This window comes from Bacillus sp. SJS (assembly GCF_000732485.2).
Classification (GTDB): Bacteria; Bacillota; Bacilli; order Bacillales; family Bacillaceae; genus Metabacillus_B; species Metabacillus_B sediminis.
The window spans coordinates 126382-139311 of record NZ_JAQV02000007.1 but is presented as its reverse complement, the minus strand read 5'-3'; the positions used below and the strand labels follow the sequence as shown (position 1 = coordinate 139311).

The following is a 12930-nucleotide window of genomic DNA, read 5'->3' as shown; positions in this document are numbered from 1 at the left end:
TTTCACAACCTTCGTTTTCATTCCGCAAATCTCCATTCATTATAGCCGAAAGCAGGAGAAAGAAAAATGCCAAATCCGAACAACTTTTCCGCTTCGTGCATTCGTGTGTTAAAATAGAAAAGTTCAATTAATAGAAGAACCCTATCTTTCACAAGAATGGTGATAACCTTTATGTCGGATAAATTGTTAAAAGGCACGTTTATATTAACTTTAGGTACATACATATCAAGGATACTAGGCATTATTTACATGGTACCATTTTTTGCAATGGTCAAAAATGATGGAACATTTCTCTACCAAATGGGATATACTCCCTATGTTATTTTTCTTAGTATTGCTACAGCTGGGTTTCCAATGGCTGTTTCCAAATTCGTGTCCAAGTATAACTCTCTCGGGGATTACCAGACCAGCCTTAGAATGTTTAGGAATGGAATGGTTGTTATGCTCCTTATGGGTTTGGCAAGCTTTGCAGCCTTGTATTATCTTGCCCCGGACATTGCCCGTTCTTCTTTGGACTCTAAAAATCCTCCAATCCAGGAAATTGAGAATGTCACGTATGTAATACGAATGCTGAGCGTTGCGTTGATTATCGTACCCATTATGGCTCTCATCAGAGGATTTTTTCAGGGTCATCAAATGATGGCGCCGACATCCGTTTCTCAGGTTGTTGAGCAGCTGTTCCGGATTATTTTCCTTCTCGCTTCCGTATATGCGGTGCTTAATATTTATCATGGCTCGCTTGTAACAGCTATCGGATATGCGACTCTGGCTGCTGCCGTTGGAGCAGCAGGAGGCCTCTTAGTCTTGTATGTATATTGGAGAAAGCGAAGACATAGCCTTGAGGCGATGAAAGAAAATACAGTGCCGCCTTCAGATGTAAAAATGAGAGAGCTTTTTAAAGAGCTTCTTGCCTACTCGCTTCCATTTGTATTTGTCGGCCTTGCCATTCCGCTTTATCAATTGATTGACCAGGGGACCATGTATGCTGCATTAAGGGAAACCGGCTATTCAAATAAAGAATCCAAAGACATCTTTACTTATGTGCAATTTCAAGGCAGATCTTTAATTATGATTTTAGTTTCTCTAGCTACCGCATTTGGTTTAACTCTTGTTCCTTCCATTACAAGAGCCTTTACAGCAGGCGGAATGCGCCAGGTGCACCAGCAGATCAATCAGGCATTTCAAATTATCATGTTTTTGATTATGCCAGCATCAGCAGGGATGATCATTCTTGCTGGACCGATTTATGAACTGTTTTTTGATTATTCTCAAGAAGCTGCATGGCTCCTTCAATGGCAGGCTCCATCTGCTCTGCTATTTTGCTATTTCACCGTAAATGCTGCAATCCTGCAGGGGATTAACAAGCAGAAGCTTGCGGTAATCAGCCTTGCAGTCGGGTTAATCGTTAAAGCGGCAGTAAACTATCCGCTCGTTCTGTGGATGGGAGGAGAAGGATCAATTCTTGCGACTTCTCTTGGCTTCGCCGTTTCCATTCTGTACGGGTTTGCTATGATTAAAAGACATGCGAAGTTTAGTATGAATAAATTCTTTAAAAGAACAATCTTCATTCTGATTTTGACTGTTATGATGGGTATTATTGTTTCGGTTGTACAGTCATTTGCCGAAATCTTTATTAACTTTAAAGCTGGAAAAGTACAGGCTGGTTTCTTGCTTGCATTGACGATTGGCGGGGGGGCGACAGCTTATCTTTATGGAGCTTATAAATCCCGCCTTCTTGAAAAACTCTTCGGCTCACGGTTTGCATTTTTGAACAGAAAAAACAAAGGAAAGGCCTAAGAGCCTTTCCTTTTAAAATGAGGTGGAAGTAAAATGAGAATAGATAAACTTCTGGCTACAATCGGTTATGGGAGCCGCAAGGAAGTAAAGAAAATGCTGAAAACAGGCGCTGTGCTTGCAGATGGTGTCGTCATAAAGGATGCCAAGACACATGTGGATCCTGAAAACCAGATGGTGACGGTAAATGGTGAACAGGTGGAGTACAGGGAGTTTATTTATCTAATGATGAATAAGCCTCCAGGCGTTCTCTCTGCCACAGAGGATATTGCACAGCATACGGTAATCGATCTGCTGACTCCAGAGGATGCGGTCAGAGAGCCTTTTCCAGTTGGCAGATTGGACAAAGACACGGAAGGCCTGCTTGTGATAACGAATGATGGACAGCTTTCCCACCAGCTTCTTTCTCCAAAAAAGCATGTTCCGAAAACGTATTATGCGGATATTTCAGGTGAGGTCACGGAATCTGATATCTCTGCTTTCAAAATAGGAGTAACCTTGGATGATGAATATGTAACAAAGCCTGCGAGACTCATTATTCTAAAAAGCGGGGAAACCTCTGAAATTGAACTGACGATTACAGAAGGGAAGTTTCATCAGGTGAAAAGAATGTTTGAGGCGGTCGGTAAGAAAGTGACGTACCTAAAGCGGCTTACGATGGGTGATTTAGAGCTGGATGAGGATCTTGAACCTGGAGAGTACCGGGATTTGACCGATGAAGAAGTGGAGATTCTGCGAAATAGCAAACCGGCAGATTTTATATAAAAAAGAGGAGCCTGAATTTCGAGGCTCCTTTTTTATGTATAGGTTCTTACCATGCTTGCGTTACGAAGTGAGTTTTACTTTCTTTTTTGTAGTCGTCCACTTACCTCTGCTGGGGCTCTTGACAAGCTCGTTGTATGCTAACACATTTAAATCACGCTGAATGGTTCTTGGTGTTATACCAAACTCGTCAACAAGCTGCTGTGTTGTAACTGTACCTCTTTCCATGATGTACATGTAGATAGATTTGATACGGTTTAGCATACGATTAGTTGAAGGTTTCAAAAAACCACTCCTCATTATTGGATTGAACAGGTCTAAAGACCCGAAGCAATCTAGGATGTCAACCACTGAAAATGTCTTCGTATTACCCTATTTAGTTGGTATAGTTGATGCTACATTTATATTTTACACGATATCGCTGGAAAGATTCTACCTTGAGGCTTGAATTTACACAATATTAACATATTCATATTTAAAAACATACTTCAGTTTACTATATATGCTATTTTCGATCCTTTATGCCAGCTGGCACACATATTATGAATTTTTCTCAAATTCGACTTCTGCCTAGTTCTATAGAAACAGAATGTTAATATGAAATATGATTTTCTAAGCTAAGGTACAAATCTTTGGATTGCCTGCGGCTGGGAGCATTCCTGAAATGGTTCAGCATCAGGTAACCGGACTAGTTTATTCCAATGAAAATGATCTGGCCAGAGCAGCAGGCAAGGTCATACTATGAGACAAAGCTTGGTCAGCCTGAATACCTTCCTTATGGAGGATTGATTTATACCGTACCTGAGGACAATATTCCGTTTTATGTGAACAGAAGGACGTGGGAATCCAATTAAGAATTCACTCCCGCAAAATTGCAGCTTACCGAATCCATCGCTCTGCAGCATTTATCGTTGTCCATAAAAAAAATGCCGCCAGCTCTGTATACAGAGTATTGGCGGCATTTTTTTTAATGTGACCCAATCACAACAAGATGAATAAAGAACAAAACGGCAAAGATATAAACAAAAGGATGAACCTCTTTCCATTTGCCCTTGGCTGCTTTCATGAGCGGGTAAGAAATGAATCCCAGGGCAATACCTGTTGCAATGCTTGAAGTAAGGGGCATGCTAAGAATAACAAGGAATGCAGGGAACGCTTCGTCCAATTCTCCCCAGTTGATGTTCGCAATGGATCCCATCATCAAGCTTCCGACAATGATCAGGGCAGGAGCCGTAATCGCCGGAATCCCGGATACTGCGCTTACTAGCGGAAAGAAGAAGGAGGATATTGCGAACAGAATGGCGACTACGAGCGCAGTAAGACCTGTTCTTCCTCCAGCGGCAACACCTGCGGATGATTCAATGTATGCTGTCGTAGGACTTGTACCAAACATGGCGCCGATTGTTGTAGCGGACGAATCTGCAAGCAATGCTTTTCTTGCGTTAGGAAGCTCTTTGCCTTTCATAAGGCCAGCCTGCTGGGCAACCCCGATCATCGTTCCGGTTGTATCAAAAATCGTCACAAGCAGAAAGGAGAATACAACAGCGTACAAACCGTAATGAATGACATCACCAAATGCAGTAATAGGGTTGATGATGATTCCTTCAGGCAGATGAGGCAGTGCCATGACTCCTGTAATCTTAAGCTGACCGGTAAAATAGGCAATGAGGCCGGTCGCGATCATTCCAATAAAGATTGCGCCGTTAACATTGCGTGTCATCAGAACGAGTGTAATAGCAAGTCCGACTAAGGTGAGCACGACAGGTGCTGAATGAAGATCTCCCAGTGCTACGAGATTTTGAGGATGATCGGCAACAATTCCGGAAGTACGTAGTCCAATAAAAGCGATAAATAATCCAATTCCAGCTGTAATTCCATTTTTCAGGTTTGAAGGGATCGCTTCAATCAGCTGTTTTCGGAATGGAGTAAGGGAAAGGATGACAAAAATAATACCAGCAACAAACACGGAAGCGAATGCTACTTCATAGGAAATGTTTGCTTTTCCTCCAACGACGGAAAAAGCGAAATAGGCGTTCAGGCCCATTCCCGGAGCGATTGCAATAGGGTAGTTCGCGAAAAACGCCATCCACAGGGTTCCGATGATGGATGCGATAATGGTTGCAACAAATACTTGCTGAGGAGGTACTCCCGCAGCAGATAGAATTTGCGGGTTAACTACCACGATGTAGACCATGGTAAGAAAAGTCGTAAAGCCAGCGATTATTTCAGTTCTTAAAGTGGTTTGGTTCTCTTTTAGTTTAAACATGGGAAACCTCCAAATAATACGAACATTATTTCAAAACCTTAATAATAATATTCGTTTTTTATTAAAAATGCAAGGGGTATGTTTCTTTTTTGTGCCCCGTTCTTTCATAGAACCTATTCGTTTGGTATCTTATCATATATAGAGCAAAATCATACATAGAGCAGAAGAGGGGTTTGAAGATGTTTAATTGGATTGAAGAAACAGAAAAAAGACGGGAACAGATCATTAAGGATACTCAGGAATTTTTGCGCATTAAAAGCGTTTTGGATGAAGAAGACGGACAGGAAGGAGCTCCTTTTGGGAAAGGAATTCAGGAAGCGTTTGAGCACTTGCTGAATAAAGGCGAGAAGGATGGTTTCATTTCAAAAAACCTTGACGGCTATGCAGGTCATTTGGAAATGGGCAAGGGGGATGAACTGCTTGGCATCCTGTGCCACATTGATGTGGTTCCTGAGGGAGACGGATGGACTTCAGATCCTTATGGCGCAGAAATACGGGACGGAAAAATATTTGCCCGTGGCGCTCTCGATGATAAAGGGCCGACAATGGCAGCGTATCACGCGATGAAGCTTGTTAAGGATTCAGGTGTGCAGCTGAATAAAAAAGTACGTATGATTATCGGAACGGACGAAGAGAGTGACTGGCGCTGTGTCGACCACTATTTTAAACACGAGCAAATGCCTGATATCGGATTTGCACCAGATGCGGATTTCCCGATTATTCATGCGGAAAAAGGAATTATTGATGCGAAACTCCAATTTAATGGAGATTCAGCTGATTCCGGTAGCTTAACCCTTGTTTCCTTCTCCTCGGGCCGCCGGTTTAACATGGTGCCTGATTTTGCGGAAGCTGAAGTAAAAGGAACGAACGAACTCGAAGCTCAATTTTCAGCATGGCTTGAAAAAGAAGATGTAAAGGGTTCTGTTAGAAGAGGAAGCGGACAAACGGTTCTTCAGGTTGAAGGGGTTTCCGCACATGCAATGGAACCGAACAATGGAAAGAATGCCGGAGTCAGCTTAGCTTCATTCCTTGAAACACTCGATTTGGACGAAGCCGGAAAACGATTCGTTTCTTTTATTAAAGACCATTTTGATGGGGATACAAGAGGTCAGGCTCTTGGAATAAAAGCGAACGATGATGTGAGCGGAGATTTAACGGTTAATCTTGGAACGATGAAATTTTCAAATCAGACCGGCGAGCTTGGAATCAACGTCCGCTATCCGGTTACCGCATCATCCCAGCCAATCAAGGCTGCTTTTGAATCCATTGAAGGTGCGGAACTGACCATGTTCAATGACTCACCATCCCATTATGTAGAAGCGAATCATCCGCTTATCCAAACGCTATCCAAAGTGTATGAAGAGCAAACCGGGGAGAAAGCGCGCCTGATCTCCATTGGCGGCGGAACATATGCCCGCTCACTGAAAGCCGGCGTGGCATTCGGTCCGTTATTCCCTGGCAGACCGGATATTGCTCATCAAAAGGACGAGTATATTGAAATAGAGGATTTAATCCGCGCAACCGCAATTTATGCGCAGGCGATTTATGAATTAGCGAAATAAGTTTTTAATTAGATTTTTAACTAAATGAAAAGCTATGTTAAACAATCATGTTGATTTTTTAAATAGATCTTTTAAACTTGGCTGTTGATTTCCGCTGCAGGCGCTCAGCGACCAGCGGGGCGGGCGGTGAGCCTCCTCTTCGCTTCGCGACTGCGGGGTCTCACCTGTCCCGCTGCTCTTAGCACGGAGTCTCACGCCTTCCGCTCCAATCAACAGGTGTTAAAAATCAACACCAGGCATTAACAAAGTCTTTGAAATAAAGAAAAGGAACTCCGTTATTTTGGAGTTCCTTTGACTAATTAAAGCCCCCTGATAAGGACCAAGTATTATGCTTAATCTCATATCACAGATAGTGAAGAGGTTTCTTCAATGGATTTTTGTTAGGCACTGTTCAATACTTTTCTGAAATGATAGTAATTTAGAATTACCGTTTATTTTAATGTGAAAACTTTTTAAGAATGTTTTAATATTAAACACTAAGAGCCAATACTTTTCATCCTCAAGCTGCTCCTTTTGAGCCATTAATTCAATCGGTAAGTGTTGCATTAATTCTTCTATTTCTTGAACATCCAATCCTCTTTCCAGCATTTCAAGTATAGGTATTAATATCCTTTCATCTTCATCGTGGACATAGACACTGTTAGATATTATAATCTTACTCCACAATGTCTTTAGTATTTCTGGATAAACATCTGTGTCTAATTTTAGATTTTTCACCAATTCTTCAAAAGTGTCAGCTACGTGTGCAATACTGTGTGCCCACCCTTTGCCAGCGACATATCCTCTTAAATCTCTCTCAAGGTTGATGTACTTAATTAACTTCTCTTTAATGCTATAAACTGTGCTTGGTGATAAAAAATTTGCTTGATTATCTCTGTTCAAGATTATTGCTATTAAAAGTGTAGTAAACGCTCTTGTGAATACAGTATCCGTTTCTTTTTCACCGATTCCTTTAAAAAGAAGGTCATTCAAACAAGTATCTAATAATTCTTTTAAAATTTCAGGTTCTAATTGATTACTCTCAATTATCAATCTATAAAAAGAGGTATAAATCAACTGGTCGCGGAGTTCACCATCTGTTGAACCGATATGCTCTATCATAGATTTTAATATCAATAACCTATCCGCCTCTTGCCAGTCACTTTCTCCATATTTTATTTTAGTTAATATACTTTTTAGTTCACTTTCATCCATAGAAACTTTACCTAATAATAAACTCATAACTATCCCCTTTTACTATGTAATATTATTTATTCAAATTAGGAACTTAACTTGTTCCATATAACTGCCCCTTAATGATCAATATCGCTTTGATATTCCTTTGGAAAATTCTGATAACCTAAATTTATCATAGGTGGCATCTATTGAGAACAGGCAGCCTTCAACAATCATCTTGCTAACGGTTGTATCGTCATTTCGGTGCCTGATTTGGTCTAAAAATTGAAACCAGCTCAAATAATGCTCGAGGTATTTCACTGCCGCTCCATTAACCCGATTTATATTTTCCTTCAAGCGATTGTGATAACCATTCAAATTTTGAATATGGTACACACCTCGAACACGTTCCTTACCATCTGATTTGAAATCTGTAATGCTCCACACTTTTTTCTTTTGCGTACTATCAACAGAGTTATTTAACATATCTAAATCAAAAAGGGCACAGAAACTGGCGGGACCTATGCCTGTCTGTGCCTTTCTGCTTTTAAAAGATTTTTGTTAGCCCCCACATAATGATTGCCGCAACGGGAACAAGCACCCAAATGTTCGATCCTATATTGTGTGACTGCTGCAATTTTGACTCCAGTCTTTCGATCTTTTTGTTCAGCTCATCGATTTTTTTCTCGAGTTCATCCTGATTTAGTCCCGTCATCGCTCATCAGCCTCTCCATATTTTCTTCTTTATCTGTATTGGCTGATGCCGAAAAATAGACCCGGTATGTTATTCAGTTATGGTAATGACTAAAAATCCGGATTATCGGTTGAAAGATTTAGAATATTTAGTATATGATAGAGTTATGTTACATACCAACCGGTTAGTTAGCTGGCCCAAGGAGGAACCGATATGAAATTTTCGTATTCGGAAAAGGTTCAGGATCTGCAGAAGCGGCTCAATGAATTTATGGATGAGCACGTGTATCCGAATGAAAAACGGTATGAAGAAGAATTAAACAGCCAATCATCGAGATGGTCAGCTGTTCCCGAAATTATGGAAACGATGAAAAAAGAAGCTCAGAAGCAGGGTCTGTGGAATTTGTTTCTTCCAGACAGTGAGTATGGAGCAGGCTTGACGAACGTTGAATATGCTCCTCTATGTGAGATTATGGGACGGTCTTTAATCGGCCCCGAGGTGTTTAACTGCGGGGCTCCGGACACAGGAAATATGGAAGTGCTTGTCCGCTATGGAACAGAGGAGCAAAAAAAGCAGTGGCTTGAGCCTTTGCTTGCTGGAGAAATCCGATCCTGTTTTTCAATGACAGAGCCCGATGCGGCTTCCTCTGATGCGACGAATATCTCATGCCGCATAGAAAGAAACGGGGAGGATTACGTCATTAACGGTACGAAGTGGTGGTCATCCGGTGCGGGGGATCCGCGCTGTAAAATTGCGATCGTGATGGGGAAAAACGATCCGGATGCACCGAAGTATGAGCAGCAGTCGATGATTCTTGTTCCCCTAAATACAGCTGGAGTGAAAATCGAACGGACATTGCCGGTTTTCGGATATGATCATGCCCCTCATGGCCATGGGGAAATTTCATTTACGGATGTCCGTGTCCCTGCATCCAATATGATTTGGGGAGAAGGAAAGGGGTTCGCCATTGCCCAAGGGAGGCTGGGACCTGGGAGAATTCATCATTGCATGAGATTAATTGGAGCTGCTGAACGCTCGCTTGAGGAGTTATGTAAGCGTGTACAAAAAAGAGAAGCGTTTGGCAAACCGCTCTCTAAACAGGGTGTTGTGCAGGACTGGATTGCTGAATCGCGCATCGACATTGAGCAGGCCAGGCTATTGACGCTTAAAGCAGCCTATATGATGGATACGGCCGGCAATAAAATAGCGAAGCCTGAAATTGCGATGATTAAAGTAGTTGCACCGAACATGGCTTTACGAGTGATTGACCGGGCGATCCAGGCATTCGGAGCAGCAGGGGTCAGTGAGGATGTTCCGCTTGCCGCGCAGTGGGCGAATGCGAGAACGCTCAGACTTGCAGATGGACCGGATGAAGTGCACAAAGCACAGCTTGCACGGCTTGAATTGAAAAAATACGACGTCTCCCTGCAGACGGTATGAGGTGAAGCGAATGCATGTAAATGAACTATTCAACTTAAGAGGCAAAACCGCGATGATTACCGGCGGGGGACGAGGGCTTGGTGAGCAGATTGCGGAGGCGCTTGCCGAGGCGGGGGCGAATATCGTCCTTTGCTCAAGGAAAAAAGAGGCATGTGAACAAACGGCCTTAAGACTCGAGAAAGAAACAGGCTGTCATGCAATGGCCCTAGCTTGCGACATTACGTCACAGGAAGATGTAAAAAGGGCTGTTCAGCTTGCGTATGAACGGTTCGGGGCCATTGATATTTTAGTTAACAATAGCGGTGCCACCTGGGGTGCCCCTGCTGAGGATATGCCTCTTGATGCTTGGCAAAAAGTATTGAATGTAAACGTAACAGGCACGTTTTTAATGTCGCAGGAAGCTGGCCGCTACATGATCCGGCAGAGAAGCGGAAAAATCATTAATATATCATCCGTTGCGGGTCTTGGCGGTGCGGATCCGAAATATATGGATACCATCGGCTACAATACGAGCAAGGGTGCGGTTATTACGTTCACGAAGGATCTCGCAGCCAAGTGGGGTCAGCACAACATCAATGTCAACGCCATTGCACCAGGTTTTTTCCCTACTAAAATGTCACAGGTCATTATAGAAAAGGGGAAGGATGGTCTTCTTCAGCGTACTCCGCTTGGCAGATTTGGATCCGGTCAGGATTTAAAAGGAGCGGCTGTTTTTCTGGCTTCGCAGGCGTCTGATTATGTGACAGGTGATGTACTGGTGGTAGATGGAGGCACGCACGTTTTGTAAAAGCAGGTTTGGAGACTGAAATACAAAAGAGAGCAGGGAGACCAGTATGAAGCTAGCGGGGAAAACGGCGGTCGTGACCGGTGGAGCCGGCGGAATTGGCAGGGCGGCGGCTCTCCTTTTTGCAAAAGAAGGGGCAAGTGTAGCCGTAGCGGACGTAATGGAAGAGGGGGGCCTGCAAACGGTCTCTCAAATCCGCGAAGATGGCGGAGAAGCCATTTTTATTAAGACAGACGTAACGTCAGAGGATGAAATCAAGCAGCTTATGGAGCAAGCGGTGGAAACCTATGGATCTCTCAATATATTATTTAACAATGCCGGTGTAGGCAATGAAAGTGTAAGGCTTGCAGACATGTCCCTTCAGGAATGGCAGCGGGTCATTGATATCAATTTGACGGGTGTTTTTCTTGGGATGAAATATGGAATTCCGAAAATGCTGGAGAGCGGTGGCGGAAGTGTGATTAACACCTCAAGCATCCTTGGGCTAAAAGGGAAGAAGCTCCTTGCGCCTTACAATGCTTCAAAAGCAGGCGTGATTATGCTGACGAAAAATGCTGCGCTTGAATACGGGAAGAAAAAGGTCCGGGTAAATGCGATTGCCCCGGGAGTCATTGATACAGATATTATTAAAGACTGGAAGCTGGATGAAAAAAACTGGCCGATTATTTCCTCCGCTAATGCTCTTGGCAGACCGGGAAGCCCGGATGAAGTCGCAAAAGCCGCACTCTTCCTCGCAAGCGATGATGCCTCATTTGTAACGGCCAGTACGCTCCTTGTTGATGGGGGCACTTTAACTTACTGACAGATGGAGGGATGAAGGATGGAGACAACGAATCAATGGTTAGCAAGCTACCCGCCAGGCATTGACCATGATTGCCTGATACCTGACATACCGATTCATGAAATGCTTCGCTCAACTGCTGAGGTGCACGGGGAAAAGACCGCGATCACGTTTTACAAAAAAACATTCAGCTACAAGGAACTTGCAGGATTGGCCGGGAAATTCGCTGCGGCTCTTCAAAAAAATGGTGTGCAAAAAGGCGATCGGGTGGCCATCATGCTGCCGAACTGCCCCCAATATGTCATCGCTTATTACGGTATCCTGGCTGCAGGCGCGATTGTCACTCAAGTGAATCCGATGCTGATGGAAAGAGAGCTTTCCCATATTTTAACGGACTCCGGTGCGGAAACGCTCATTGTGTATGACCTGCTTTATCCGAAAGTAGAAGCAGTTAAGGAAGAAACGAGTGTAAAACAAGTGGTCACGGTAAGCCTTACACCAGGATACACCGAAAAGCCTGCAAATGCGGCCTTCAGCTTTGAATCCTTTCTTGCAGAAGCAGCAGAAGCTCCCATTCATGTTCCGATTGAACCGGAGCATGACATTGCCGTCCTTCAGTATACCGGAGGTACGACAGGAAGATCAAAGGGAGCGATGCTTTCCCATCAGAATCTTGTCGCAAATGTTTACCAGTCCTATGAGTTCTTTAAGAATGATATTGTAATCGGAGAGGAAAAAAGCTTATCGGTTATCCCGTTTTTCCATGTCTTCGGTATGACTTCCTGTATGAATCTATCTGTATTAACGGCAAGCTGCATGGTTTTGCTGCCGCGATTTGACCTTGAGGAAGTTCTTGAAACGATTAAGGAAGAACAGCCAACGATGTTCCCTGGTGTACCGACCATGTATGTAGCGCTCACAAGCCATCCTAAAGCGGAAGAGTATGATCTTAGCAGCATTCGGATCTGCAATAGCGGCAGTGCACCCATGCCGGTTGAGCTTATGAGAGAGTTTGAACGAAAAACAGGGGCGAAGGTACTCGAGGGGTATGGCTTATCTGAAGCGTCGCCTTGTACCCACTGCAACCCGAACTTTGGGGAGCGCAAATTAGGCAGTGTTGGAATCGGTTTTCCGAAAACCGCTTATAAAATTGTCGATGTTGCTACAGGCCTTGAGGAGCTTCCAAATGGAGAGCTTGGAGAAGTGGTCATCAGCGGACCGCAAATTATGAAAGGCTATTGGAACATGCCGGAGGAAACGGCTGCCGCATTAAGGGACGGATGGCTTTTTACCGGTGATTTGGCCAGGATAGACGGTGAGGGCTATCTTTATATCGTAGACAGAAAGAAGGACCTGATTATTGCGAGCGGCTATAATATCTATCCACGCGACGTGGAAGAGGTGCTGTATGAACATCCAGCTGTACAGGAAGCTGTAGTGATAGGTGTTCCGGATCCATACCGGGGTGAAACCGTTAAAGCGATTCTGGTGTGCAAAGAAGGCAAAAATGCTTCGCCTGATGAAATCATTGAATTTTGCCGCAATCAGATGGCTGCCTATAAAGTGCCGCGCGAGGTAGAGTTCCGGGCAGAGCTGCCGAAAACAAACGTTGGGAAAATTTTAAGACGCGCACTAAGAGAAGAATCAGCAAAGAAACTCTAATCTTAAGCGGCTATGCTATAATCGGAGCAA

General features: G+C 43.6%; 12 protein-coding genes and 1 pseudogene. 8 read left to right on the top strand and 5 right to left on the bottom strand.

The window, feature by feature from the left end; all coding sequences use genetic code 11:
• Positions 1-171 precede the first annotated feature (171 nt).
• Positions 172-1797 carry a putative polysaccharide biosynthesis protein gene (locus AS29_RS04290; protein WP_035409704.1) on the top strand — a complete coding sequence of 542 codons (1626 nt, stop codon included), beginning with the start codon at positions 172-174 and terminating at the stop codon, positions 1795-1797.
• A gap of 33 nt (positions 1798-1830) precedes the next feature.
• Entirely contained in the window at positions 1831-2559 is a 729-nt protein-coding gene (locus AS29_RS04285; RefSeq protein WP_035409702.1) for a pseudouridine synthase, read from the top strand.
• Between the two features lie 60 nt (positions 2560-2619).
• Here AS29_RS04285 and AS29_RS04280 read toward each other — a convergent pair whose 3' ends face one another.
• Complete coding sequence (locus AS29_RS04280) at positions 2620-2841, bottom strand: DeoR family transcriptional regulator (RefSeq protein ID WP_035409698.1); 222 nt, start codon at positions 2839-2841, stop codon at positions 2620-2622.
• Between the two features lie 416 nt (positions 2842-3257).
• On the opposite strand from AS29_RS04280, the gene AS29_RS21240 reads away from it, so the two are divergent.
• On the top strand, positions 3258-3410 hold the full coding sequence (locus AS29_RS21240) for a hypothetical protein (RefSeq protein WP_156505860.1): 153 nt from the start codon (positions 3258-3260) through the stop codon (positions 3408-3410).
• A 113-nt stretch (positions 3411-3523) separates the two neighbouring features.
• Here AS29_RS21240 and AS29_RS04275 read toward each other — a convergent pair whose 3' ends face one another.
• Positions 3524-4822 (bottom strand): NCS2 family permease, encoded by a 1299-nt coding sequence (locus AS29_RS04275; RefSeq protein WP_035409695.1) that lies wholly within the window; start codon positions 4820-4822, stop codon positions 3524-3526.
• A gap of 179 nt (positions 4823-5001) precedes the next feature.
• Here AS29_RS04275 and pepV point away from each other — a divergent pair, with 179 nt between their 5' ends.
• Positions 5002-6384 carry a dipeptidase PepV gene (pepV, locus tag AS29_RS04270; protein WP_035409692.1) on the top strand — a complete coding sequence of 461 codons (1383 nt, stop codon included), beginning with the start codon at positions 5002-5004 and terminating at the stop codon, positions 6382-6384.
• A 366-nt stretch (positions 6385-6750) separates the two neighbouring features.
• Here pepV and AS29_RS04265 read toward each other — a convergent pair whose 3' ends face one another.
• The 3 genes and pseudogenes from AS29_RS04265 to AS29_RS21235 all read right to left on the bottom strand — a co-directional run bounded on the left by AS29_RS04265 (position 6751) and on the right by AS29_RS21235 (position 8254).
• Positions 6751-7605, bottom strand: coding sequence for a DUF2785 domain-containing protein (locus AS29_RS04265; protein WP_051860755.1), 855 nt, complete (start codon positions 7603-7605; stop codon positions 6751-6753).
• Between the two features lie 78 nt (positions 7606-7683).
• A pseudogene (locus AS29_RS21545) lies at positions 7684-8002 on the bottom strand (IS1595 family transposase); the annotation flags it as partial.
• A gap of 84 nt (positions 8003-8086) precedes the next feature.
• Positions 8087-8254 carry a hypothetical protein gene (locus AS29_RS21235; RefSeq protein WP_156505859.1) on the bottom strand — a complete coding sequence of 56 codons (168 nt, stop codon included), beginning with the start codon at positions 8252-8254 and terminating at the stop codon, positions 8087-8089.
• Positions 8255-8446: 192 nt separating this feature from the next.
• Between AS29_RS21235 and AS29_RS04260 the strand changes: the two genes are divergently transcribed.
• The 4 genes from AS29_RS04260 to AS29_RS04245 are packed head-to-tail and all read left to right on the top strand — an operon-like array spanning position 8447 to position 12900.
• Positions 8447-9673, top strand: coding sequence for an acyl-CoA dehydrogenase (locus AS29_RS04260; protein ID WP_035409689.1), 1227 nt, complete (start codon positions 8447-8449; stop codon positions 9671-9673).
• Positions 9674-9683: 10 nt separating this feature from the next.
• A complete protein-coding gene (locus AS29_RS04255; RefSeq protein ID WP_035409685.1) occupies positions 9684-10460 on the top strand; it encodes an SDR family oxidoreductase in 777 nt (258 codons plus the stop codon).
• Between the two features lie 46 nt (positions 10461-10506).
• Entirely contained in the window at positions 10507-11259 is a 753-nt protein-coding gene (locus AS29_RS04250; protein WP_035409682.1) for an SDR family NAD(P)-dependent oxidoreductase, read from the top strand.
• Between the two features lie 18 nt (positions 11260-11277).
• The gene (locus tag AS29_RS04245; RefSeq protein ID WP_035409679.1) at positions 11278-12900 is read left to right on the top strand and encodes a long-chain-fatty-acid--CoA ligase; all 1623 of its coding nucleotides are present in this window, start codon (positions 11278-11280) and stop codon (positions 12898-12900) included.
• Positions 12901-12930 lie beyond the last annotated feature (30 nt).